Raw genomic sequence first — 24939 nt, forward strand, 5'->3', positions numbered from 1 at the left:
GTTATGCTCCTTCCTTGATAAGGCTGTGCGGGCATCCACTCCGGCATGCCTGAAACATGCGGATGCGATGGGCGTTGGTTGTTGCGAAAGGCTTGCGCTGCCAAAGCACACAGGTGTTGCGTGGCAGATCGCCGAGGACCGGGCAGTCAACGGTCTCCGCCATCAAAGCCCCACGAACAGCTTGTTCAACTCGGCCGATATCGCCGTTCTGATAGCTGTTGGAGAGAACCTGACTGACGGCGGAAGCCGAATAACCGACCTTGCGAGAAATCGCAGACTGGCTTTCATGGTCACAGGCTTCCGCCAGAATGACGATCCAGTCCGGGATGACATGTCCCCAGGCAGCGCGCGCCTTGTCGACGTTGGAGAGCTTGGCGGCGATCATGGTTGCACCTCTTCGGTGACAACCGGGCCGACAATTTCATGACGGTTCTGATCAAAGACGCCCTTGGCGCGCAGGATAATCGGCGGCAGCGGTCCAGTGTTCATGTCCGGCGAAAGCCGATAGATACCGAGGTTACCGGATTTCCCCTTCTGCATCTCAATCAGGTAGCCAGCCTTGGCCAGAAACTTGATGTAAGATTTCGCCGCCTCGATGCCGATGCGTGTTTCATCGGTCGAAGCCCAGATGGAAATATCCTGCGCAGTGAAACCTTGTGCACCTGCACTCATGCGCATGTGGTTCCACATGGCTTTCTGTTTGCTGACGCCTTCGATCACGGTGCCGTCGCGACGCACCTTCGGTGTCATCGACTGGCGGATGGCGACTTTGAATGTCTCACCATCCCGGTCAGAAACAACTGGCTCGATAAAGCCTGCCTTCACCAGACGCCGCATGAAATCGTTGATGTCCGATTGTGTCGCGTCTGAACGATTGAACACGTCGCGAGCGGTAAAGCTGCGGTCGGCTACTGCGTAGTCCATCATTACAGTCCAGTAGTGATCGAAGCCACGCTTGGGGCTTTTGCCTTTGACGGCGGTAACCTTGAGAACGATGCCCATCAAGCGGCCCTCCGGTTGCGGGAGGGAACCGCGCCGGTGCAGAAATAACCCGCCCCATGCTCCTGATACTGCGCAAGGCTGATTTCCTTCAGTCCGAGTTCGTCGGCGGTGTTGGCGATGGAATGGAGGGTGTTACAGATGCGGCGGACGCGGCCGTCACCTTCCATGCGCGCCTGATCGAGAAGATCATCCCTCACATCGATGTGACGGCAGAACGTTCGGGCAAGCGTGCGCGTGTCGTCCAGGTCGCAAGGCTGCGCATAACCCCATTCCAGAACGAGGTCGCGGAACCGATCGACACGCTCCAGCTTCTTCGGGAACAGCTCTTCACCGATCAGCAGCACCGGAACGTTGCTCTTCTTGGCGATCATGCGCACCAGCTCGATCATGTTCCGATCGACCAGCTTGTCAGATTCATCAATGATGAGCGGACGCTTCGGATCACGGGCCAGTATGCCGATGATGTCGTCTTCCAGATCGGAAAGCGTACCGCGCGCATCCGGCTGACCAAGCTCGGACAGGATGGCGGTGAGCAGCTTCTTTTTGGTCCACGTGTCGGAAACCTCGACATAGGCCGCAGCCGTCTTGTTCATGGCATAGAGCGCGGCCACGCTCTTGCCATAGCCGGAGAAGCCGGCGAATACGCCAAGGTTTGGCTGCAACGGATGACGATTTTGCAGCGAGCGGACCAGAGTGAGGCATGCAGCCACATTCTTGATCGGCGCTGTGTCGCCTCCATTGACAAATTGTTCGCTACCAGTCATTTTTTAACCTCGTCATTTGGGAAGTGCTTTCTGAAACCCCGCGCCAACGGGGTTTTATTTTTTAGCGAGCGATCTTCAGCGCTTGCTCCAGTCCAAAATCCTTTGCTGTGTCTTTGATGGTTCGGTATGCGGCCGTGGCCTGGAAGCGGACGAGCTGCGCGGCAGTGTCTGCATCCAGTTCGACGCCAGCGGCGATCTTGGTTTCGAGGTCCATGGCCCATTTGAAGCGGCGCGCATTGGCGCTTAGGCCCGCATCGGGATCGAGGTGGACAACCGTCGATACCTTCCGATCTTCAGCTTCGCGCTTGATCGCTTCATGCAACTCTGCCGCCTTTTCGTTGAGCGGCTTTGGCTGGATACCCGCCTGCGGAAGTGTGGCGGCATCGAGGGCGGCGACGATGGCCGGTGTGGTGTGCTGCTCTTCGCGCTTCGGCAACTGGATGACGTTGGCGGTCTGCCCGGCCTTCTCAGCAGCCTTGCGCTTTGCAAGCCGGATTGTGCGCTCGATACCAGACGGGCCTTTTTTCAGCTCGCGTATATCGGCCTTGATCTCGCGTTCACGCTGACGAACGATATCGGCGGCAATGTCCTTCTGCGCCTTGACGTATTCCTGCGGATTGACGCCTGCCAGCTCTGGGCAGATCGCTACGTCGAGGAACTCACCGCCTTCAGCGGAGAATACGTACATCTTGCCCATGTCGAGCGGATCGCGGCGGCAGAACACTTCGGTTCCAACCATGATCGTACCGGAGACGTAATGCAGGCCGTTGTCCTTGATGCCCTGTTTGGTCATCTTGCGCAGTCCGTTCTTTCCAGCGACTGGCATCAGCAGGGTATCGAGCGCACGTTCGTCGATACGGCGGATCGGCGTGGTGGAAGCCTGGGCGACTTCGTTAGGTGTCCGTCCCTTCAGGCCGCTATGCGCGCTTTCGTGGTAGACGAACTCAAGCCAGTCATCGATATGCTGCTGAAGCTGCGCGGCAGTGAGAGAGACTTCGAACAGTTCGTGTTCGTCAGCACCAAGGCGCTGTGCGAAGCTCTTCCGGCCTTCGATTGCCTTACGATCAGCGACAGAGTGCCCGATGTAACCCGGCAGCTGCGGACAGACGTTGTGCTGGAACGTCTTGATAACGCGCTCAACATGGCCTTTCTGCTCAGGGCTGTAGGCGTCCGAAATGTCGGCGGTGATGTCGAGATTGTCGAACAGGCGCTTGGTCGCGATGGCTACGAAATCCGAACCATTATCCGTTTTGATAACAGCGGCAGCACCCATCTGCAGGATTGCCTTGCGGATGAGCAGGGCAACAGCTGAAGCACGCGGCGTCTTCGAAAGGGTTATGACCAGACGGCGTGTGGCAATGTCGATGCAGGCATACATTGAATAGCGCCCATCCACGCATAGGGCATCAACCGGCGATGCGTCGATCATCCAGAGCGCGTTAGGTTCATCAACATGGCGATAGGTGCCCGTGCCGGACAGCTTCATGGTGGAGCGGAACTTGTCGGGGTCCGTGATCTTGGTCAGGACCACCTTTTCAGCCGCCTTCAGGTTTGCAATAAAATGCTGGAAGGTACGAACTGGCGGCAAAGGCTTCACCTCGCCGTTGCGGTCGGTTAGCTCGGGTCCGAAATGGTCCTCGCAATATCCACGGATGATATCGGCGGACAGGTGCGGATTGGACGCAAGCCACGCGAGTATGAATGCTCGAACCTCGCCGTTACTGGCGGTCTCCAGCAAACCTTTGCCCTTGCGGGCCTCAGAACGATCAACGGCAAGCGCATCTTTCGCGCCTTTTGCCTTGGTCGCTCGCCAACGGAAAACTGAACGTTGCGAAATGCGCGGCAGGGTTTCCTTGACCCATGGGTCCACCTGGATCATGCCAACGTTGTAGCGGTCGCAGAATACGAACAAAGCGCCTTGAACGCTTAGATTAAGGCCCTTCAAGAACAGTTCGAAAGCCGCAACTACAGCAAGGCGCGCATCGCGCTCACGTTGGGCGCGGTCGCTCAAGGGTGCTGTTGTGTTGATTTCTGGCTCGGCCTGCGGCAGCACCTCGACACGACCCGTGACCATGTAGCGTTGGACATATGTGATCTTGGCGAGCGTTGGAAACAGACGATAGTTGTACTCCAGTCCACCGCCCCGACCTTTTCGGCGGCGAACGCAACCCGGATAGTTGGTCCAACCTTCACGATCTGCATATATTTGTATTCCACGCTCACTGTCCGGCAAATCCGGTAGAGCTTCGACCGCGATTTCCCGAGCAGTTAGCCACTCCTTGGGCCGGGCAATTTCGTTTGGGGTGATGCGTATTAGCTCGTTCATCGACGCGCCTTTCGCTTCGCTGACAGCATCTGCCGCCGCGCCTGCAATTCTTCGATGTGATCTTCAAGCAACCTGTCTTCGATCAGGTCTGCGTATTCGTTTTCGATAACCGTCAGGCCGAACATGCCAGGCACAAACCCGAGCAGTTCCTTAGCGTCGGTCGCATGCACAAGGGCGATGAAAGCGTCGAGCGGAATACGATGTTCGCCGCTGGCTTCGGACGCCCATTTGTCGAGCATCGTCGTTGAGATTGACCGATCGAGAAACCGCGTCATTGAAGCGGCGATTTCCGACCGTCCCTTGTTGTCGTCACGCGCATCGCGAAGAGCGCGAGCTACAAGGCGCGCAATCTGGTTATCGAGCGAGCCGCGACCGGTCACACCTTCTTCGTAGCGGATTGCCACCTGGGGAGGCGTCCACTCGAACAAGTCTTTAGTGAGAGGGTCGCGGCGCTTGGTCATTAACGTGCAGCCTGCCGCTCTGCGAACCAACGCAGCACCGCAGCTTCATGCAGCGCAAAGAAATGATCCTGCTCAGCAGGCTTCAGCCGTGCGAAACGGTCAGCAATCTTTTCCCAACGGGCCGGTTCGTTCGGCTTCGGTGTGCCGTCGATCTGGATAATTGCTTCAGTGACGGTCTGCGCCTTGCCATCAAGCACCAGTTCAATGATCGCCGATGCGCGCTCATATGGTTCGTTTGCAATGGACAGAAGCGCTTGCTGATTGTCGCAAAGCGGAACGAATATTGCCATACGGTCCCGCAGGTCGGCCGGGATACCCGCAATCTTGATTGAGCGGAAAACTTCGTTACGGCCGATCTTCAGGAAGCGCTGCGCTGCCTCGGAAAAGCTCAGCGCAAACGTCTCGCTTTGCTCCATGATTTCGGCATCGGTCGAATTAAGTACCAAGTTGGTACTAAACTCCGTTTCCGGTTGCGCCTGTGTTTTAGGCCCGCGCTTTACGGGGTGAGCAGCCCGCCAGATCGCGCACCAGTCGGCAACGTCTACACTGCGTTCCAGAACAGTTAGGCTATGGCGATAGAAATTCTCCGCAATACCGGTGAGCCGAATTTCAGCCTGGTCGGCAAATTCGTCAGGCTGGCGTATCGCCGCGATTACGGTTGTCTTCAGCAGCGCGGCAGCTGCAAGACGCTTCGCACCAAAAACCAGCTGGTAGCGTCCGCTCTTCTGTTCGATCACTTCGATTGGCTGGCGTTGGCCGCGAACCTTGAAGTCTTCAGCAATGGCAAAGGAAGCGTCTGGCGACACCTTCTTGTGTTCAGCGGAAACGTCCACGAGCGACGGGTTAATGTCAGCAATTATCATGTTAGATGCTTTCGATTGTCAGGATGGTGAAAAATGGCTGACGGAACCGTCAGGCAGCTGTCTGTGCACCGTCAGCATTCGCGTGACGTTTTGGCCTTCCGCCGCCAGACTTGTTGCTGCTACTATCCACCCCGTCATGACGACCGCGCGTGTACATGTCGGGAAACATCTCGCGGAACGGAACGCCAAGGGCAGCGGCAATCGCTTCCGCTCCAGGCCGACTGGCTCCAATGATTCCGGCACGGCAAGCTGCGGGATACATGCCAGCATCGCGGGCTATTCCGGTCAGGGTTTTATTCTGCCGCAGTAGCTCGTCCTTGATCGCTGCACGGTCCCACTTTTTTGGGTTCGTCATGGTTGCTCCCTGTTTTCTGACCTGTGCAAGAGGTCGGTTGGCTTGGGTGTAGGTGTTGAAACAGTGTCGCAACGGATATTCGCAATATAGTGCTCAATAGTCAAGCCCTATACGGCGAATTTCGAGTTCGGAGTTGACTGATCGGGCACTATGGTGCGAAATGCAAAATTATTGCGGAATAACAATAATTTAGCGCCGTTAATGCCGTGACTAGTTAACTCCGAACCATTTTCGGAGTTCGTACTTTGGTGAACGATACGTTCGCAGAGCGCCTTAAAGTGCTTATCGGGAATCAGTCGGCAAATGCGTTCGCACGCGAGGTCGATATCGGTGAAAGCTTGATGCGCAAGTATTTGGCAGGCGCGACCCCTGGGATCGATAAGGTGGCGCAAATCGCCAAGGTAAAAGGCGTGGCGCTAGACTGGCTCATCAATGGCGAAGGTGAAATGAGCACCGTCGAACTACCTCAGCTTCCGCAGAGGGTCCAAGCTACTGAACTAGAAGCGAAATCAGAGTTTACACTCGTCCCTCGGCTCGACGTTCAGGCTTCGGCTGGAGCGGGTCGGGTGACGATCGGTGAAGACCCATTGGAATATCTTGCGTTCCAATCAACCTGGCTGCGCAGCCGTAATATCAATCCAGCTTTTGCACGGATTTTGACTGCGCGCGGCGACAGTATGGAGGAAACGATTCGAGACGGTGACGTCTTATTGGTCGACACCTCAGTCAATCGCATCAGAGACAATACTATCTACGTTATTGTTTATGGAGATATGGTTCTCGTTAAGCGCGTCCACGGGCGTTTAAATGGCTCTTTACAGCTGATAAGTGACAATCCGCGATATCCGGCCGAAGAAGTTTCGGCTGGCGAGATCGAGCAATTGCATGTTGCCGGTCGTGTAATGTGGTTCGGGCGGTCGATTTAAATTTGATTTCAAAGGCTCGCCCTGCCATTTGATCTTGCGCGTCCAGTTTCAAACTGGGCTGAACCTGATCAGCCATTACTTAGCGCAAGCTATTATTTTTGTTTAGCATTTTTCAGGCATTTTCGGACGTTTTCAGATAATACCGCCAAAACCGGTTACTGCCATCTGATATTGCGGGTTACACGACGATGATTGCTATTTGATTGCTAGCGTCAATGTGGTGAAAACGAAAACTGGCTAAATCATTGATTTTATGGTGCCGCTTAGGTGACTCGAACACCTGACCCCATCATTACGAATGATGTGCTCTACCAACTGAGCTAAAGCGGCCCGGAACATTACATTCCAATTTCCCGAAGGAAGCCAACCGTTTCCGACTGAACGGTGCGCTGATAACCAAAAGCACGGAGGAAAGCAAGGCCCAAATCAAACAATATCGTTGTTTGTTAGAAAGGTTTCACAACATGTACATCGGCAGTACCAGACGGGGCGGAAATCAACCGGGTTTTACAGCGGGCATGCGATAATGATCCGTAGAGTGTGAAACGTTGGAACCGCACCAGCCTTCAAGCTGGCGCGGTTCCGTGACCATCAAGGAATCAAACGCCTGCGCAAAGACGCTGGCGGGCGTCGTTATATTCACGCTCCAGCCGGTCGACCAGTTGCCCGGCAGGTGCCACTTCGTGGATGGCTCCGATACCCTGACCGCAGCCCCATATATCCTTCCAGGCCTTGGCGCCTTCCTGCTGAGCCTTGTCGAAATCCATCTTGGATGGATCGGCTTCCGGCAGGTTTTCCGGATCGAGACCTGAGTTGGCGATCGACGGCTTCAGATAATTGCCTCCGATGCCGGTGAAGTAGTTGGAATAGACGATGTCGGATGAATTCGAGTCGACGATCATCTGCTTGTAGGCATCTGTCGCGCGCGCTTCGGTCGTGGCGATGAAAGGCGAGCCGATATAGGCGAGGTCGGCGCCCATGGCCTGAGCGGCGAGGATCGATCCGCCATTGGCGATGGCGCCCGAAAGGAGCAAGGGGCCGTCGAACCAAGAACGAATTTCCTGCACGAGCGCGAAGGGCGACAGCGCACCGGCGTGGCCGCCAGCACCGGCAGCGACCGCGATAAGGCCGTCCGCGCCCTTACGGATTGCCGAATTGGCATGGCGGTTGTTGATGACGTCATGAAGGACGATGCCGCCATAGGAATGGATTGCCGCATTCACTTCCGGCACAGCGCCGAGCGAGGAAATGACGATCGGCACCTTGTATTTCACGCAAAGGCCGAGATCGTGCTCAAGGCGCTTGTTGGAACGGTGCACGATCTGGTTGACCGCGAAGGGCGCGGATGGCCGATCCGGATTGGCCTTGTCGTAAGCGGCAAGTCCTTCCGTGATCTCTGCCAGCCACTCATCGAGTTGTGCTTCAGGACGGGCATTGAGTGCGGGAAAGGAACCGACGACGCCTGCCTTGCACTGCGCCATGACCAGAGCCGGATGCGAAATGATGAATAGGGGAGCACCAACCACCGGGATGCGCAGTCTGCTTTTCAGAATATCCGGCAAGGCCATCTTCAATCGTCCTCCGTGATTGACGTTTCCGTAAACGTAATAGTTTTAGCATCTCCTCGCTCAACGGCAATATCAAAAGCGCGCGAGCCGACCTATCAATACAGGTCGCCTGCGGTTTTCCGAGAATCTTGACAGGAAGCGACGGAAACCAGCTGATTGGGACATTCTTGATGCACGGACACTCTATGGTAAGCGGAAATGCCGGGAGGGGAGGGAATCGCCAACATACTTCGGGATGTCTCGTTCATTCGCATGGCGCAGTTTGGCGCTGTAAAACCATACGGATGGGGGAAAACCGCAGTCAGAGTTAATATTTGGTGTCTCCGACATGCTTATTGGCTAGTCAAAGCGGGTGATGAACAGCTAAATGCCTTGATTCAGACGTTAATTTCGCTGAGGCTTATGAAATCGTCTGCATCGGAGACCGCTTGCTCCTGTTGAGGGCGTGACGAAACGGCGGGAAGAACGAACAAGGGAAGAGCAACCTTTGGAAAGTATTGAGCGCGCGATCAGGAATGCATTTGCCAAGGCGGATGCGCATAATCCGGCGACCCGCCAGCGAATCTATGAGTCCGCTTGGGGTGCGCATGAGCGCGCTCTTGCGGCAAATACCGCGCTCAGCGATGTGCAGAAGGAACAGCGCCGCCAAAAGCTAAAGGACGCGATCTCGCACATTGAACAGGAATTCAAGACCGGTGGTGACAAGACTGAGCGTCACGACCCGTCACGTGATGCTCCGCACAGGGAAGATCCGATCCTTGGTGGCAGGACGGAAGAAGCATCGCCCGCACTCGATACTGGCGATATCCGTGCGACCTCGCGGCAGAAGAAGCGCAGCAATGCCGATCTCGGTTATGAGGGCGGCGTTTCGCGTAAGGACCGCAGGAAAAAGAAACGCCATTCGCCTTTCTATAGCTATGGTATTCCGGCGCTTGTGCTCGCTGTTGCCGCTTTCATCGGTTATTCGCTCTATAACAGCTTTATCGATTTGAGCCGTGGACCGGCGAACAATCCGCTGCATAGCGATGGCAGTATTGCGCCTTTGAAAGAAGGCGAAGAGCCCGGCGGATTGAAATGGATCACGATTTTCCAGCCGTCTGAGGCAACACGAATGTCCGTCAAGGGACGTGCGACGGCGGAAATCAGGCAGGAAGGCACACGCAGTTTCGCACGTGTACAATCTTCCGGTGCTGAAGATACGGTCACATTCGATGTGGGCGAAGGCATTTTGAACCAGCTGGAAGGCAAGAAGGCGACCTTCGACATTGTTGCGCGAGCGGATGATGGCAAGACGACCCAGATGTCAGTCAATTGTGATTTCGGCGGTCTTGGCGATTGTGGGCGAAGGCGCTACGACGTTCGCGATTCCGTGAGCGACTTCCTTTTCGATATGGATATTTCGTCCGGCCAGAAGGCAGGTCGCGCAGGCACGATCACGGTCAACTCGGATTTGAGCGGTTCCGGCAAGCCGGTGAATATCTATGAAATCCGCGTTTCGACGGCGGCTGAATAATCAACTTAGCAGCTTTTCCAGTGTTTCAAGCCGGTCCGCTTCGCGGGGCGGCTTGTCCCAGCGAAGCCGTGAGAAACGCGGAAAGCGCATGGCAACGCCGGATTTATGGCGCGTGGAGCGATTGAGACCCTCGAAAGCAACTTCCACCACCAGGCCATGATCGGGCTCGGCACGCACGGACCGAACCGGCCCGAAGCGCTCGGTGGTGTTCTCGCGCACAAACTTGTCCAGCAATTTCAATTCTTCGTCCGTAAAGCCGAAATAGGCTTTGCCAACCGGCACCAGCACTGGCTCGCCTTCCGGTCCCGTCCAGACGGCAAAGGTGAAATCTGAATAATAGCTGGAGCGCTTGCCATGTCCACGCTGGGCATAAACGATCACGGCATCGACGGTGAACGGATCACGCTTCCATTTGAACCAGGGCCCTTTCGGGCGTCCGGGCAGGTAGGTGCTGTCGTGGCGTTTCAACATGACGCCTTCGATGACGGGATGGGGTGGATTGGCGCGAAACTGCGCCAATTCCTCGAAGTCAGCGAAAGGCAGTATTGGCGAAAGATCGAAGCGGCGAGGGTCGAGCTTGCTGACGAAACCTTGCAGGCGGGCACGGCGCTCGGAGAAAGGCAAGGCACGCAGGTCTTCGCCAGTCTGCTGGTTCCCGTCCTGCAACAGATCATAGGCCCGCACAAAAGCGGGATAGTCGCGTAACTGTTTCGCGCTCACGGTCTTGCGGTTCAGTCTTTGCTGGAGATCTGAAAACGTGGCAGTTTCTATGCCAGTTTCGCCGTGATGCCCGACGAGCAATTCGCCATCGATTGTACCTTCGAAATCCATGGCCTCCAGAATGTCCGGAAATGCGCCGGAAATATCGTCACCGGTGCGTGAGTAGAGGCGGCGCACGCCGTTTTCCGCAACGGCCTGAACGCGAATGCCGTCCCACTTCCATTCGGCGCTGTAGGCGGATGCGTCAAGCGAGGGGATTTCAGCTTCATTAAGCGCTGTCGCCAGCATGACGGGGCGAAACGGTGCGGCCGCGGTGGCAGCAGGCTTTTCACCGCGACCTTCAAGCCAGGCGAAAAGCGTCTCATAGGGCGGTGACTGGCCGTGCCAGAGTTCCTCGATTTCGACAACGTTGACGCCGCCAAAGTCAGCGAGAGCCTGTTTGGCGAGGCGGGCGGAAACCCCGACGCGCAAACCACCGGTGACGAGCTTTAACAACGCATAACGTTCCGAAATGCCGAGCAGATCGAGCCATCCGGCCACGAGCATCGGGCCTTCGCGGCGCGACGCAAGCTGCAATTCATGCACCACAATCCCAAGTGGCAGATTTGCGCCGGGTGCGGTTTCACTGGGGCCGGGCCAGATGAGCGAAATCGTTTCGGCGAGGTCTCCCACATAATCATAGGAATAGGCAAAGAGCGTGGGATCGATGCGCTCGGCTATCAGTGCGCGCAGCATGGCGGGCTTCACGCTTTGCAGTTCGAGATCGCGCGTGATTGCCGCCAATGCCAGACCGCGATCCGGGTCGGGAGTAGCGCGGAAATAGTCAACAAGCAGACGAAGCTTGCCGTTGCGCTGCGGCGTCAGAACCAGCCGGTCAAGAAGTTCAGCGAAAGCACGCATCAATCGCCCTCATCTTCATAGCCGATGAGATGCAGCGGCTTGGCCGGTATGTTCTGCAACTCGCACCAGCGAACAAGCGCTTCCTCGCGTCCATGCGTGACCCACACTTCGGCAGGTGCGATTTCCGTTATGGTCGCCGTCAGTTCATCCCAGTCGCAATGGTCGGAAATGATGAGTGGCAGTTCAACGCCCTGTTGCTTGGCGCGCTGGCGGATGCGCATCCAGCCGGAGGCGAAGGCCGAAATGGGATCGGGAAAACGCCGCGCCCAACGGTCGGAAAAAGCCGATGGAGGACCGACGATGATCTTGCCTGCAAAATCCGGCTGCGCTTCGTCACGTTCCAGGGTTGCCGGTTCAAGCGGACCGAGATCGATACCTTGTGCCTGGTAATAATCGCACATCTTTTCCAGTGCACCGTGAATATAGATCGGTTCCGAGTAGCCTGCATTGCGTATGAGTTTGATAACCCGCTGCGCCTTGCCCAGCGAATAGGCACCGACAAGGTGCGCGCGTTCAGGAAATTGCCGGATTGATTTGAGAAGCGTTGCGATCTCGTGTGACGCATCAGGGTGACGAAACACTGGCAGCGCAAAGGTTGCTTCGGTGATGAAGACATCACAGGCGACCGGCTCAAAAGGTGCGCAGGTTGGATCGGCTGCGCGCTTGTAATCGCCCGAAGCGACAATGCGGGTTCCGTCCTTCTCCACTGCGATCTGGGCCGAACCGAGCACATGGCCCGCGCCATGAAAACTGACCCGGACACCATTGATCGTCAGGGTTTCACCGAGGCCTATCGGTTGCGTGGTTTCGGCGAAGTTCGCGCCGTAGCGTAGCGCCATGATGTCGAGCGTTTCGGGCGTTGCCAGTACATGGGTGTGGCCCGCGCGGGCATGATCGGAATGTCCGTGCGTGATGAGCGCGCGTTCCACCGGACGCACGGGGTCGATGTAGAAATCGCCGGGCGGGCAATAAAGACCTTTGGGAGAGGAGCAGAGAAGCTGGTTGAAACGCATGGTTTCAAGATAGGTCACGAAGTTCGCGCCGAAAAGAGAGGGAGCTTGCATCTGCTGACAAAATGAGAACAAAAGTGAACAAACACCTTGGCGGCTTGCCTCGCTGCGATTAGATTGACGGCGTGACACTGAACCTGAAACCCGCCGCAGCATCTGCCGCTTTTCCCTTGCCGGACCGTTTTCTTGAATGGTTTGCGGCCAAGGGCTGGTCGCCGCGCGCGCATCAGCTTGAGCTTCTGGCCCGTGCTGAACAGGGCCAGTCCACGCTTCTGATTGCGCCCACCGGGGCAGGTAAAACGCTGGCCGGGTTTCTGCCTGCATTGGTGGACCTGGAACGAAATGGCCGTAAAAAGCCGGGTATGGCGAAGCGCGGCGTGCATACGCTTTATATATCGCCGCTGAAGGCTCTGGCCGTCGATATTCATCGCAATCTGACGGTGCCGGTCGAGGGAATGGGTCTCGACATCACCATCGAGACCCGGACCGGCGATACGCCTGCGCACAAACGCCAGCGGCAGAAGCTGGCACCGCCGGATATTCTGCTGACCACGCCAGAGCAGCTTGCACTGTTGATCGCATCCAAAGGTTCGGAACAGTTCTTCAAGGGTCTGCGCTATGTGGTGCTGGACGAATTGCACTCGCTGGTGATTTCCAAGCGCGGGCATTTGTTGGCGCTGGGGCTGGCGCGGCTGCGCCGCCTGCAACCGCAATTGCGGACCATCGGCCTTTCCGCAACGGTGGCTGAGCCCGATGAACTGCGCCGCTGGCTGGTTGAGCAGGACGGCACCGGGCCGATGGCCGGACTTGTGACGGTCGATGGCGGCGCCAAGCCGGAAATCACCATTCTCGATTCCGACGAACGGGTGCCATGGTCAGGCCATTCATCACGTTATGCCATTCCTGACATTTACGAGGCGATCCGCCAGCACCGCACGACGCTTTTATTCGTCAATACGCGCAGTCAGGCGGAGATGCTGTTTCAGGAGCTGTGGCGGGTCAACGAGGACACGCTGCCCATTGCGCTGCATCACGGTTCGCTCGATGCCAGCCAGCGCCGCAAGGTCGAGCAGGCCATGGCCGCCAACACGTTGCGGGCAGTGGTCGCGACTTCGACGCTTGATCTGGGGATCGACTGGGGTGATGTCGACCTGGTCATTCATGTCGGCGCACCGAAAGGGGCCAGTCGCCTTGCGCAGCGCATTGGCCGTGCCAATCACCGCATGGACGAGCCAAGCCGTGCCATTCTGGTGCCTGCCAATCGCTTTGAGGTGATGGAGTGTCGCGCCGCACTTGATGCCAATTATCTGGGTGCGCAGGATACGCCACCCCTGATCGATGGGGCGCTGGATGTGCTGGCGCAACACGTGCTCGGCATGGCCTGTGCCGAGCCTTTCAACGCCGATCAGCTTTATCGTGAGGTGCAGAGTGCCGCACCCTATTCGAACCTTCCGCGAGACACGTTCGACCGCATTCTGGATTTTGTGGCGACCGGCGGCTACGCACTCAAGACCTATGAACGGTTCGCGAAAATCCGCAAGACCGTGGACGGCACTTGGCGGGTGTCTAATCCGCGCATTGCGCAGCAATATAGGCTCAACATCGGCACGATTGTCGAAGCGCCGGAGCTCAATGTCCGGCTTACTCGTGGCGGCAAGGGCGGAAATGCGCGCGGCGGACGTGTTCTTGGTCGCATCGAGGAATATTTCCTTGAGACGCTCACTGCTGGCGACACGTTCCTGTTTGCCGGAAAGGTTCTGCGGTTTGAAGGCATCCGTGAGAACGAATGCATCGCCTCCAATGCTGCCGGGCAGGATGCCAAGATTCCTGTCTATGCAGGCGGCAAGTTTCCGCTTTCCACCTATCTTGCCGCGCAGGTGCGCGCCATGCTTGCCGACCGCACGCGCTGGCAGTTTTTGCCGGAACAGGTGCGGGAATGGCTGGAAGTGCAGCAGTGGAAATCCGTACTGCCAGCAACGGACGAGCTGCTGATCGAAACTTTTCCGCGCGGCAATCGCTTCTACATGGTCGCCTATCCGTTCGAGGGCAGGCTGGCACACCAGACGCTCGGCATGTTGCTGACGCGTCGTCTGGAGCGCATGGGCGCACATCCGCTTGGCTTTGTCGCGACCGATTATTCGCTGGGACTCTGGGGCCTCAAGGATATGGGCGCGCTGATTGGCACGGGAAAGCTCAATCTCACCCGCCTGTTCGATGAGGATATGCTGGGGGACGATCTCGAAGCCTGGCTTGATGAAAGCTATCTTTTGAAACGCACTTTCCGCAATTGTGCCGTGATTTCAGGGCTTATCGAGCGCCGTCATCCGGGACAGGAAAAAACAGGCCGTCAGGTTACGGTTTCCACCGACCTGATCTATGACGTGCTGCGGACCCATGAGCCGGACCACATATTGCTGCAGGCGACGCGTGCGGATGCCGCGACCGGGCTTCTGGATATCAAGCGTCTTGGCGACATGCTGGCACGCGTGAAAGGTCATCTCCTGCACAAGCCGCTCGACAGGATTTCACCGCTGGCGCTGCCTGTGATGCTCGAAATCGGACGTGAGCGTGTGGCAGGTGAGGGCGATGAAATGCTGCTTGAAGAGGCCGCAGACGATCTAATCAGAGAGGCGATGCAATGAAGACTGCCGTGTGGGGCAACGGAGAGGCCTACAGTCTGGCCCATGCGGAAGTGCGTGGCGTTGCAGCTGTGTGCGATCCATCCGGTGCACTGTTCCTGCCTGATCTCCATATGCTCATCGTCTCAGACCTGCATCTGGAAAAAGGTTCATCCTTTGCCCGGCGCGGCCAGCTCATCCCGCCTTATGACACAGCGGCGACGCTCGACATGCTGGCGCTGGCCATTGCGCGCTATCAGCCGCGAACCGTCATCAGCCTTGGTGACAGTTTTCACGATGCGACGGCCAGCGAACGCCTGCCGTCGCTTTATGCCATCCGGCTGAAATCGCTTATGGAGCATCGGGACTGGTTCTGGATCACTGGCAATCATGATCCGGATCGCCCGGTCGACCTGCCGGGCGATTGTGTGGAGGAACTGGCAGTCGGGCCGCTTACCTTCCGGCATGAACCATCGCGCAAGGCCGGGCAGGGCGAGATTGCAGGGCACCTTCACCCCGCGGCCCGCATCGTGCGACGTGGACGATCAGTACGCCGCCCCTGTTTTGTTAGCGACGGGGAAAGGCTCATCATGCCTGCTTTCGGAGCCTATACGGGTGCGCTGAATATTCTGGATCGCGCTTTCCGAGGGCTGTTCGCTGACGAGACCCTGCGCGCCTATATGCTGGGACAGGGTAAGGTTTACCCGATTGCGCGCGGTGCGCTTTATGGGGGTTAATCCCTGCGGAACAGAATGCGTCCGAACCAGCCGGTGAAGACGGCAAGGAAAACGGCAAAAAGGCCGTAGAGAAAGCTGTTCTGGTGGGCGGCGTTGTAGATGCTCTGTTCAAAACCAGCCTTGACGATTTCCAGACTGGCATTGGCTTCACGCAAAAAAACACCGTTGCGGAACAGAAGCGCCCGAGCCTTGTGGCGTCCGACCGGCACATTGGCGGGCAGGTTCAATGTGGCACGAAACAAGGTGCGGGAAATGAACTCCACGCCCCCGATGCGCTGCGTATAGAGGCCCTGCCGGATTTTCATTTCGCGCAGTTCGTTGCCGAATGTCGGGATATTGCCCGACAGGCTGCCCGGATCTTCCGGGACGAGATAGAAGTTGCGCACGCCCACCGAAAGTTGTCGGTAGATTTTCTCTTCGGTAATGTCCTGCAGATTGCGGGTAGAGGCCAGCGAGTAGGAGAGCGGCACGCCCATGAAGGTTTCCGAATCCGAATTCACCCAGACACCGAGATAACGGTCCTTCTTGCGCACCACGAGATCGCGCGAGGGGCCTTGCAGCACGACGATGATATCGTAACGGCCTTGTCGCTGGATCATCGGGTCGGCATTGTCGAGCGCGCCGAATATGGTGAGGTCAGTGCCGCCGAAATTCGATGTGATGGCGATGGTTTCGGTTGAAAGTCCGATTTCGATGGTTTCATCCGCAGGGTTCTGCAATTGCGGAACCGTGTTGCCGTTGCCGCTGGAATCGACCTGCGCCAGTGCGCTTCCCGTCATTAGAAGGAACATCAATGCGGAGGAAAGCGTAAGGCTCCGCATGTCAGATATCCGCAATCGAAATGGAAAACAGATTGTCGGGCCGCACGAACAGGCCAAAGGCGAGGCGCAGGCCAACGGCAAGCACGAGAAGCGCCAGCAAAAGGCGCAACTGTTCGCCGCGCAATTTTTGGCCCGCGCGTGCGCCGTATTGCGCGCCGATAACGCCGCCAACCATCAGCAGGAAAGCAAGCACGATATCGATGGACTGGTTGGTCGTTGCCTGCAGGACGGTCGTGACTGCGGTCACAAAGGTGATCTGAAACAGCGAGGTTCCGACAACCACATTTGTCGGAACATGCAGAAGATAGATGAGCGCCGGAACCATAATGAAACCGCCGCCGACACCCATCACCGATGACAGAAGGCCGATGAAGAAGCCGATGCCGAGAACCGGAATGATGCTGACATAGATGGTAGAGGCGCGAAACCGCATCTTGAATGGCAGGCGGTGTATCCACGTATGCTGGCCGGATCGCCGCACAGCACCTGCTTGTCCCTTCTTCACACGGCGCAAGGCGCGCAGGCTTTCCACCAGCATCAGACCGCCGACAGTGCCGAGAAAGAAGACGTAGAGGATGGAAACGATCAGGTCCAACTGGCCGAGATCGCGCAGCCACGAGAACACGAAGATACCGACAAGGGAACCCAATACACCACCCGCCACGAGAAACAGGCCGAGCTTGATATCGAGCGTGCGACGTTTGAAATGCGCCAGTGCGCCGGAAACCGACGAGGCGATGACCTGATTGGCACCGGTGGCGACCGCGATTGCAGGTGGAATGTTATAAAAGATCAGAAGCGGTGTGATCAGAAAGCCGCCGCCGACGCCGAACAGTCCGGAGAGAAAACCCACGGCGGCGCCCATGCCGAGAAGAACCAGCATGTTGACCGATAATTCCGCAATGGGAAGATAAATACCCAATTCCGAACCCGGCTTTCACGAACGCATGACACACAGCTGCTTGCGGTCGCGCTTCTCCGCAAGATGTTTCACTCTACTAAAACATCTCCGGCAAAATTATGAAACTGTTCTGCGTGCGGAAATGCATGAAAACAAGTAGTTAGGCTTAACTTCACACGTGAGTTTCAGCCCGACCACTCCTCATAATGTCTTGCTCTGTCGCCATCGCGAAGTCAAACGCCGATTGCTGATAAAGTTATCTCGCGAAACTCTATTCGAGGAAAAATGCTAGGTGTTGTTTAAGAACAACAAAAAGAGCCTTGAAGAGAGCTTAAAACAGTCATTGTTGGTATAATCCCATAGAATATATAGGAAATACATGAGCGCAATCTGGCCACGATGCACTGTCGATCATTCGGTAGCGTTCTGTCGGTTGCTGATGACGATATTGATATCTTCTTTCGGCGTGATGACGGAATGACCAGACGATGGGTAAAACTGTGCACGGATCGAAATGTTGTCGGACATTTTACTGTCGGTCAGGCTGCCGTTCTTTATGATATAAAGATAGGGATTGGTCAGATTCACGCTGAAGTTTCCAGCAAAGCGGCTGCTGGACTTGAAACCAAAGCAGTTCATGCTTTCGGCATAGTAGTTGCCATTCATGACATTCCATTCTTCCATCGGGCTGGACCGTGTGAGACAGGTCTTTTTGCCGTCTGGTGTGGTGAAATTCGCATTGAACGACACGCCTATGAAGATGTTCTTCAGCTCGAGACTGCCGGATAGAACTTTGAAAATGGATTTGTACGGATGAATTTCCTCGGCAGGGATAAGTTGCTTGTCGCCAGAGGAAATCTCAAAGTCGATCGCATCTCCCTGGAAGTTTTTGATGTCCTTGTCGAGCGCGAGGGGAATCTTCGCGATGATCCCGTTTTCCATGTCGTTGTTTACGTGCAAGAGCATCGTCTATCCCTCGTTGATAGGGCTTAGATAATAAGGCTCAACGAGTCGATTCAACCTGTCACTTCTTTCAGACGCTTGTGGCCAGAACGAAAAAAGGGCAGCATCTGCTGCCCTCGAAAAATCCGATTTACTTCAATGCGTTACTTGTTCTTCTCGAGAAGAAGCTGGACCAGTTTCTGGTCAACGTCACCGGTCGGCGTCTGGCCATTCGCCTTCTGGAAGGCAGCAATTGCAGCGCGGGTCTTGCCGCCCATCAAGCCATCGGCGGTGCCGACGTCGTAGCCGTTCTTCTGGAGAATAAGCTGGATGTTACGAACAGCCTTCTTCATATCCACCGAGCCGGTGGTGAGCGGTTTGCTCTCGGTCCAAGCATCCGGGACGTCGATGGAGTTGGTTGCCTGATCGAGCGGCTTGGCCTTCCAGAGCTTGACTAAATCCTTGGCGCGTTCAAGCTGTTCCGGTTTCAATGCCTTGGCAATCTGGTCGCGCTTGTCGGCAGCATCCTTGTCACCAGCATTGGCGGCGAGCGAGAACCATTTGTAGCTTTCTTCCAGATTGACCGGCATGCCCAGTCCCTTGGCCGCAAGGATTCCAAGATTGAACTGGCTGTCCTTCACGCCGAGTTCGGCGGCATCGGTGAACCAGCGCACGGCGGAAGCATTGTCAGGGTTGCCGTTGGCGCCGGTTGCGAAAAGGACGGCGAGGTTGTGCATCGCGCTGGCGTTACCCTGTTGCGCTGAAAGCTGGTACCAGGTCTTGGCCTTTTCGAGATCGCGGGCCATGCCAAGGCCCTTCTCGTTGAAGTTGCCGAGACGATATTGCGCGGGAGCAAAGCCTTGACCTGCAGAAATCTCATACCATTTCGCCGCCTTGGCAAAGTCGGCAGCAACGCCGCGACCTTCCATGTAGCGATTGCCGACCTCGAAGAGGGCACGGGCGTCGCCCTTGGCTGCAGCCTCGCGAAGCGCTGCCGGACCGGCTTCTTCCGGTACAGACGGAATGGTGGCCTGAGGCTGTGCGGCAGGTTCGGTTGATGTAGCCGTTTCCGCAGGGGCTACCGGATGGACGGTTGTTCCGGTTGCTGCGGCAGGCTGTTCAATCTGTGTGGGGATTTCGACCGCTGCCTGTTGCTCGTTCGCTAGTTTCGGGATTTCTTCCTGCGCAATTTTTTCCGCGCGGGGCTCTGCGATTACGGGCGTGGTTTCCGCGGATTGTTCGAGGGCAGGTGTGGTGTCCGACGCGATTTTTGCAGCGATTTCGTCGGCTGGCGCAGGTGTATTATCGGCGGCAGTTGTGTCGATCTGAGGCGGCACCGTATCAAGTGCGGCTTCCACCGGCTCGTCGCGGTTGAGGAAAGCTGAGCCGATCTGCAGGCCAGCCATCGCGATCATCACAGCACCGATTGCCATCAGGATCGGCTTGCGCTGGCGCTGGATCATGTCGCCGACTGATGACTTTTTCTTACCAGTGCGCTTGGTCGTGCCCTTCTGAAGCTGTTCGGATTCAGCGGCGGCAAGCTGGGCGGCGCGACGCGCCGCCGTGATGAAGTCCACCTTGCCGTTGGCGGCAAGGGCCAGATCGGCAGCGTCTTCGCGCTGGCGGCGTTCTTCGCGCACCCGCTTCATAATCGAATTGAGGTCCGGCATGCCTTCGCCCTGAGGGCGAGGGGATGGAGTCGTTTCCAGCTCCGGTTCTTCGCGTGTGATCGGCTCGATGGCCGCAAGATCGCTTTCGAAGGCTGGCGCATCAAGCGTCGCGTCAAAAGCGCTGGCTTCGAGTGTTTCGTCGTTCTTTCCGACGGATTTGTCGGCGCGGCGACCGCGTATAGCTTTCGCGAAACCGCCGAAGAGCGATGACTTCCCGGTCAAGTCACCTGCCTGCATATCGGCGGGACCAGCTTCGCTCTGGACGGTTGCAAAAGCTGCTTCCGCTGCCGCTGCAGCCGGGGAACGCGGTGCCGACGGACGCGGCGATCCAGCGTTGGGGCTGGTGAAGGCCGACTTTTCAGTGTCCGACGTGTCTGATTTGCCTGCCACGTCCTGCTCAAGCCTGGCCAGACGATCAACGATCTTGACCAATGTGTCGTGGACGGTCTCGAATGTCTTGCCGTTGCGCTCGTCGGAATTGCGCGCCAGGGCCTCAAGCGATTTCATGTCTTCGGCGAGTTGCCGGGCGATCACGCTGTCGCCATGTGATCCATGCTGCAGAACGCGCGCGACAGCACTTTCGGCAGCTTCGCGCGCTGCATCCAGCACTGTTTCGCGATTGGAGGCGATGGAGCGCTCGATGGAATCGAGACGCGGCTTCAATTCTGCGAGCTCGGCAACGGGCTGCGCAAGATGATGGGCGATATTTGCAATCTGATCTTCGAGGCTGCGGATTGCCTTCACATCCAGTCCAGGGCCGTCATAGGTCGGCGCCTGAAGGAGACCCAGTGAAATCTGCTGCGAAAGATCGTCGAGGCGGCCTTCCAGAGTGTGGATCGCGCTGTTGTCGACATGCTGCGTGGCATATTGCGCGTCGAGACGCTCGGTCAGTTCTGCAAAGCGGCGGTCGATTTTGTCCAGAACGGAAGGATGCGGCTCCTCTACCCGGCGCTCGGCAGCTTCGAGCTTCTCGCCGATGGCTTCAAGACGTGCCTCTACAGCGTGATAGTCGGACTGGTTCAGATTCTCCATGACCTTGCCAACCTGATTGGCAAGCAGGTTAATCTGGTGTGCGAGCTGGTCAATGACGCCTTCCGGTAGCGCTGAGCCGCTTGAAAGGCCGTCGATGCGAGAGGAAAGTTCGCCGAGCTTGCGATAGAGCGTATCGGAATTCTGCTGCGTTGCCGAAGTGGCGAGCTGTTCTGCGAGCTCTGCCAAACGGCTTTCGATACGCTCCAGTCGGCGCGCACTGTCCTGATCCGGGCGCTGGGCGCGGCTGGTGGCGATGATAGCGCGGCTGATTTCGTCCAGCCGCTCATCGATCTGCTGCAGACGGCTCTGATCGAGCGACGACGCGTGTTGTGGGCTGAGCGATTCCTCGATGGAATTCGCGAGCTGGCCGATGCGATCCTCGATTGCGCTCAGGCGGTTCGACTGGGGCAACGTACCGATGGCGTCGCGCACCTGCTCAAGCCGCGAGCCGATCGCATCCAACGCCGGATCGACGGCGTTGTGGCGCTGTTCGAAGGCCTCGAAACGCGCGTCGAAGCGATCCCAACGATTGTTGAGACGATGCAGTGTTTCTTCGCGCGCGAGGCTCTGGACGGTGCGATGGAGCTCTTCGAGCTGGCGGCGGAGCGCCTGCGCGTTTGCCTCACTGCTGCGTTCGGCGAGAAGGCGTACGCTGTCGTTGATACGCTCGAAATCATCGCTCATCTGCTGTGAAAAGCCTTCTTCGCTTGCGGCGCGCTGAAGGCGGGTCATCTCGCGGCTGGCACGGCTGACCTCGGCGCTTGAGGCATAATGCGGCTGCGGTTCTTCATGGCTACCGCGCATCCGACGCAGATTTTCGGCAATTTCGGCGAGGCCAGTTACAGTCTCGTCAGGATGGCGAACTGGGTGACGTTCGGAACGCAGAATATCGCGTACGTCCGGGGCGCTGTCGTGCTCCAGATCCATCAGGCGTTTTTCAAGGCTCGCCAGCGTGCGGTTAAGTTCTTCCATGGCAGGCGATGACGCTCGGCGCTCGCGGTGGGCATTCAAATCGTCAATAATTGATCGTGAACCTGACGCCATATCTGGATTTGCCATGATAAATTCACTTTTTCTAATGATAGAGGCCGCCGGGAGCAAATTTCACCAGCGCAACAGGCAAGAATTTGCTCTGCTTACATTTGTACAAACGTGGTAAATAACTCGTTAATATATGCGGCTAAGTGAGTGCTTTCGTGGATGCCGAATAGCATCCCATGGTTGAGCGGGCTGAATTCAGCGTGTCAAACGCAACCCGGCATGAAAAGCGGATCTATCGAATACGAAAGATGCGTGAACCGCGGCGGCAAAATGTAAATCGAAGCTACGGCACTGACAGCAATGTCAATGTGAGCTGTCATCAACAGTGGTTCCATCGCGCAATCGCGCGGTGACCGGGCGTTTCCGGGGGCGGAAACAGGGTAGGACATGAGTAAACAGGCTAACGCACCAGGGCTGGTCGCAGATTTAGCAATTGCGGATTTGCTAACCGGCACAAGCGTGAATATGCGAAAGGAAGGTCAGTCAGGCGGTCAACTATACCGGATCGGCGATCTAGCGGAGGAGTTCGACCTGACGTTGCGCGCCTTGCGCTTCTACGAAGACAAAGGATTGCTCAATCCGCGCCGTGCGGGCGTGACGCGGCTTTATGATTACAACGACCATACACGCTTGCGTCTCATCCTGTTTGGACGACGCATCGGCTTCACGCTGAGCGAGATGGGGCAGTTGATCAGCGTGTGGGAAAATGAGACCCGCGACGCTGTCGAAGTGGAGAAGCTACGCAAGCGTTTCAAGGAAAAACTGGTCGAGCTTGAGAAGAAAAAGGACGAGGTTGATCAGTCTGTCGAAGAGCTGCGAACCATCCTCGCACGAATGGGGCGACAATCGTTTTGATTGCGGGTGTGTGAAGTTTGAAAATGTGGCTGCCCCTATCTGATTGACAGGACAGATAAGGGCAGCCTATTCGCTCGTACTGAAAAATATATATAAAAATCAACGCTTTTAGAATGCAATCTAGACTTTGACGCCATACGGGGAATGACGGAACAGCCTGTCTTGTATCGGTAATATACAAGCCATTTTGCATCCTCCATTTTTGCTCTGCAGGCTGTGTTTGGTCTAATCCACCAACACAGATGTTGCTTGCAGGGCGAGAACGGGTCGCGCTTAGCAATAAGAAAAAGTTTTAAAACCTCCTGTTCATTGAAAACAAGGCCATCTTAACTGGATTTAGATCGATCTTAAAATAGCAACTTGCTGGGTAAGATTTCTCAATCTCTATTGGCTAATTTAACTAACGCTAAATATTGAAATGTAATTTTCGAATAACTGATTTATCCGCAAGGAAGCTTCCGGAAGGCTTCGTTCTGGGATTCCTGAAAACTTGTATCGACTTGTGTCTCGCCAAGTGCGCTCTGGGGCGGCTTTGGACAATGAAACTACGATTCACAATTATTCGCCGTCATCTTTTTAATTTGGGTATATGTGTGCATCCACGAATGTGCGGCCTCGGCCAGATCGAAGTCAGAGCGAACTCCGCCTGACAGGTCCGAATGTTTCAGCCTGTTGCATGAAGTGTGCCCTGGAGTGGGAACCTCGACGCATCGACGGGGTTATTCCAGCCTTGCGACTGATGGCGCATCCAAGATGTGCCCAGAACGAACAGATGGAGCGCCGGTCTGATCCAATCAGATCGAATTCGCTCTGATGCGAAAGTGAGGCTGACAATGAAAAAAGCTCTTGTTCTGACCGTAGCGGCGTTTCTTGCTAGCTCCGGTTTTGCGCTGGCGCAGGATCGAGTGCTTATCGAAGTGCCTCAGGCAGCACGCGATTATGTCATCGCAAATCCTTCGGACCCGGTCGTCATTGAGCGCGAAATCAGTGACGGTTATGTTCTCCCCGATGTAATCGCGGTTCATCCGATCCCCGACAATCCGGGTTTCGGTTACATCTATTTCAATGGTGAACCGGTGATCGTTTCCATGCAGAACCGTCAGGTCGTCTATTATACCGAAGGGCCGAATGCTGGTCCGCTGGTGCCGAATGAAGTCGTGACCTACATCGAAACCAATCCGGTTGATCCGGTCATCATCGAAGGAGATATCGCCGAAGGTATGGTCATCCCCGAGGATGTGCCGCTGGTGGCTGTTCCGGAGCAGCCGACTTATTCCTATGTTTATGTGGAAGATCGTCCGGCTCTGATCGATACGCAGACCCGCCGCGTTGTATGGGTCAAGTAAGCCTTCAAGGGTCGATGAATAGCAGAAGGGCGGCAGAATCGCCGCCTTTCTCATGTCTCACATGTGGTCATCCGGTCTACGCAGTCGGCGTGATTTTCACCGTCAGCTCGCGTTACCGGTCAAAAATGACCGTTCACGAAGTCGCAAACTTGACCATAACACCACGCTGGCGAAAATATGCCTGCATGAGCTTCCTGCCGGAGCGATTGTTCTGCACCAGCTTGGCCGGATCGAACACAGCCTCTTTCAGGCCCGCGCGCTCAAGTGCTGCTTTCAGGGCGGCGATATGCAAATCGATGTCGACATTATCCGCCTGAAGCGATTCATAAATTCGGTCTGTCGCTTCCGCTACAGTAGGTTCGCTCACCACTATACTCCTGTTGTTGCTGGCAGGCGCTTATCACACTTTCCCTTCGACCACTATCAGGATGAAAAGTGTCTCGACATGAACATTTCCCCGTCCCGCACGAACTTGTGTAATTTTTGACGTTTACGGAAACGTCAAAGTAGGTTAGCTTCGAGCCGAAATTGACTGGACGAGCGCGAATTCCGTGATGTGGTCAGTCAA

General features: G+C 56.4%; 21 protein-coding genes and 1 tRNA gene. 6 read left to right on the forward strand and 16 right to left on the reverse strand.

Annotated features, from left to right (window positions below):
- Position 1: 1 nt before the first annotated feature.
- The 7 genes from FG152_RS00855 to FG152_RS00885 all read right to left on the reverse strand — a co-directional run bounded on the left by FG152_RS00855 (position 2) and on the right by FG152_RS00885 (position 5771).
- Complete coding sequence (locus FG152_RS00855; protein ID WP_498985022.1) at positions 2 to 385, reverse strand: transcriptional regulator; 384 nt, start codon at positions 383 to 385, stop codon at positions 2 to 4.
- Positions 382 to 1005, reverse strand: coding sequence for a hypothetical protein (locus FG152_RS00860; protein WP_498985024.1), 624 nt, complete (start codon positions 1003 to 1005; stop codon positions 382 to 384). The genes FG152_RS00855 and FG152_RS00860 overlap by 4 nt, the downstream gene beginning before the upstream one ends.
- On the reverse strand, positions 1002 to 1766 hold the full coding sequence (locus tag FG152_RS00865) for an AAA family ATPase (RefSeq protein ID WP_498985026.1): 765 nt from the start codon (positions 1764 to 1766) through the stop codon (positions 1002 to 1004). The genes FG152_RS00860 and FG152_RS00865 overlap by 4 nt, the downstream gene beginning before the upstream one ends.
- A gap of 61 nt (positions 1767 to 1827) precedes the next feature.
- Positions 1828 to 4092 (reverse strand): transposase, encoded by a 2265-nt coding sequence (locus FG152_RS00870; RefSeq protein ID WP_498985029.1) that lies wholly within the window; start codon positions 4090 to 4092, stop codon positions 1828 to 1830.
- On the reverse strand, positions 4089 to 4553 hold the full coding sequence (locus FG152_RS00875; RefSeq protein ID WP_235819049.1) for a hypothetical protein: 465 nt from the start codon (positions 4551 to 4553) through the stop codon (positions 4089 to 4091). Before FG152_RS00875 ends, FG152_RS00870 begins: the two co-directional genes overlap by 4 nt.
- On the reverse strand, positions 4553 to 5416 hold the full coding sequence (locus FG152_RS00880; RefSeq protein WP_498985033.1) for a ParB N-terminal domain-containing protein: 864 nt from the start codon (positions 5414 to 5416) through the stop codon (positions 4553 to 4555). The genes FG152_RS00875 and FG152_RS00880 overlap by 1 nt, the downstream gene beginning before the upstream one ends.
- Positions 5417 to 5465: 49 nt before the next feature.
- Positions 5466 to 5771 carry a helix-turn-helix domain-containing protein gene (locus FG152_RS00885; protein WP_094543766.1) on the reverse strand — a complete coding sequence of 102 codons (306 nt, stop codon included), beginning with the start codon at positions 5769 to 5771 and terminating at the stop codon, positions 5466 to 5468.
- A gap of 248 nt (positions 5772 to 6019) precedes the next feature.
- On the opposite strand from FG152_RS00885, the gene FG152_RS00890 reads away from it, so the two are divergent.
- Entirely contained in the window at positions 6020 to 6697 is a 678-nt protein-coding gene (locus FG152_RS00890) for a LexA family transcriptional regulator (protein WP_179253523.1), read from the forward strand.
- 254 nt (positions 6698 to 6951) lie between these two features.
- On the opposite strand, the gene FG152_RS00895 is transcribed toward FG152_RS00890, so the two are convergent.
- Both FG152_RS00895 and FG152_RS00900 read right to left on the reverse strand, forming a co-directional pair.
- Positions 6952 to 7027: transfer RNA gene (locus tag FG152_RS00895), tRNA-Thr, on the reverse strand.
- Positions 7028 to 7296: 269 nt separating this feature from the next.
- Complete coding sequence (locus tag FG152_RS00900) at positions 7297 to 8265, reverse strand: NAD(P)H-dependent flavin oxidoreductase (protein ID WP_010659227.1); 969 nt, start codon at positions 8263 to 8265, stop codon at positions 7297 to 7299.
- Between the two features lie 487 nt (positions 8266 to 8752).
- Between FG152_RS00900 and FG152_RS00905 the strand changes: the two genes are divergently transcribed.
- Positions 8753 to 9778 carry a hypothetical protein gene (locus tag FG152_RS00905; protein WP_010659226.1) on the forward strand — a complete coding sequence of 342 codons (1026 nt, stop codon included), beginning with the start codon at positions 8753 to 8755 and terminating at the stop codon, positions 9776 to 9778.
- Here FG152_RS00905 and FG152_RS00910 read toward each other — a convergent pair whose 3' ends face one another.
- Positions 9779 to 11398 (reverse strand): cisplatin damage response ATP-dependent DNA ligase, encoded by a 1620-nt coding sequence (locus tag FG152_RS00910; RefSeq protein WP_010659225.1) that lies wholly within the window; start codon positions 11396 to 11398, stop codon positions 9779 to 9781.
- Positions 11398 to 12411, reverse strand: a complete 1014-nt coding sequence (locus FG152_RS00915; RefSeq protein ID WP_010659224.1) for a ligase-associated DNA damage response exonuclease — start codon at positions 12409 to 12411, stop codon at positions 11398 to 11400. The genes FG152_RS00910 and FG152_RS00915 overlap by 1 nt, the downstream gene beginning before the upstream one ends.
- 122 nt (positions 12412 to 12533) lie before the next feature.
- Between FG152_RS00915 and FG152_RS00920 the strand changes: the two genes are divergently transcribed.
- Both FG152_RS00920 and pdeM read left to right on the forward strand, forming a co-directional pair.
- A complete protein-coding gene (locus tag FG152_RS00920) occupies positions 12534 to 15050 on the forward strand; it encodes a ligase-associated DNA damage response DEXH box helicase (protein ID WP_036584297.1) in 2517 nt (838 codons plus the stop codon).
- Complete coding sequence (pdeM, locus tag FG152_RS00925) at positions 15047 to 15763, forward strand: ligase-associated DNA damage response endonuclease PdeM (protein WP_105543978.1); 717 nt, start codon at positions 15047 to 15049, stop codon at positions 15761 to 15763. The genes FG152_RS00920 and pdeM overlap by 4 nt, the downstream gene beginning before the upstream one ends.
- Here pdeM and FG152_RS00930 read toward each other — a convergent pair.
- From FG152_RS00930 to FG152_RS00945, 4 genes are all read right to left on the reverse strand, one after another.
- Positions 15760 to 16584 carry a TIGR02186 family protein gene (locus FG152_RS00930; RefSeq protein WP_010659221.1) on the reverse strand — a complete coding sequence of 275 codons (825 nt, stop codon included), beginning with the start codon at positions 16582 to 16584 and terminating at the stop codon, positions 15760 to 15762. The genes pdeM and FG152_RS00930 overlap by 4 nt on opposite strands.
- Before the next feature lies 1 nt (position 16585).
- Positions 16586 to 17467: a sulfite exporter TauE/SafE family protein gene (locus tag FG152_RS00935; protein ID WP_029376011.1), complete on the reverse strand. Its 882-nt coding sequence runs from the start codon at positions 17465 to 17467 to the stop codon at positions 16586 to 16588.
- A 429-nt stretch (positions 17468 to 17896) separates the two neighbouring features.
- On the reverse strand, positions 17897 to 18451 hold the full coding sequence (locus tag FG152_RS00940; RefSeq protein ID WP_010659219.1) for a hypothetical protein: 555 nt from the start codon (positions 18449 to 18451) through the stop codon (positions 17897 to 17899).
- Between the two features lie 140 nt (positions 18452 to 18591).
- The gene (locus tag FG152_RS00945; protein WP_010659218.1) at positions 18592 to 22188 is read right to left on the reverse strand and encodes a peptidoglycan-binding protein; all 3597 of its coding nucleotides are present in this window, start codon (positions 22186 to 22188) and stop codon (positions 18592 to 18594) included.
- A 369-nt stretch (positions 22189 to 22557) separates the two neighbouring features.
- Here FG152_RS00945 and FG152_RS00950 point away from each other — a divergent pair, with 369 nt between their 5' ends.
- Together FG152_RS00950 and FG152_RS00955 are read left to right on the forward strand one after the other, a co-directional pair.
- Complete coding sequence (locus FG152_RS00950; protein WP_029376010.1) at positions 22558 to 23025, forward strand: MerR family transcriptional regulator; 468 nt, start codon at positions 22558 to 22560, stop codon at positions 23023 to 23025.
- Between the two features lie 833 nt (positions 23026 to 23858).
- Positions 23859 to 24371, forward strand: a complete 513-nt coding sequence (locus FG152_RS00955; protein WP_010659216.1) for a DUF1236 domain-containing protein — start codon at positions 23859 to 23861, stop codon at positions 24369 to 24371.
- Between the two features lie 133 nt (positions 24372 to 24504).
- Here the strand turns inward: FG152_RS00955 and FG152_RS00960 are convergent, their stop codons facing one another.
- Complete coding sequence (locus FG152_RS00960) at positions 24505 to 24741, reverse strand: hypothetical protein (protein ID WP_029376009.1); 237 nt, start codon at positions 24739 to 24741, stop codon at positions 24505 to 24507.
- Between the last annotated feature and the right edge of the window lie 198 nt (positions 24742 to 24939).

Origin of the sequence: Ochrobactrum sp. XJ1, assembly GCF_024701725.1 — a bacterium.
Classification (GTDB): domain Bacteria; phylum Pseudomonadota; class Alphaproteobacteria; order Rhizobiales; family Rhizobiaceae; genus Brucella; species Brucella anthropi.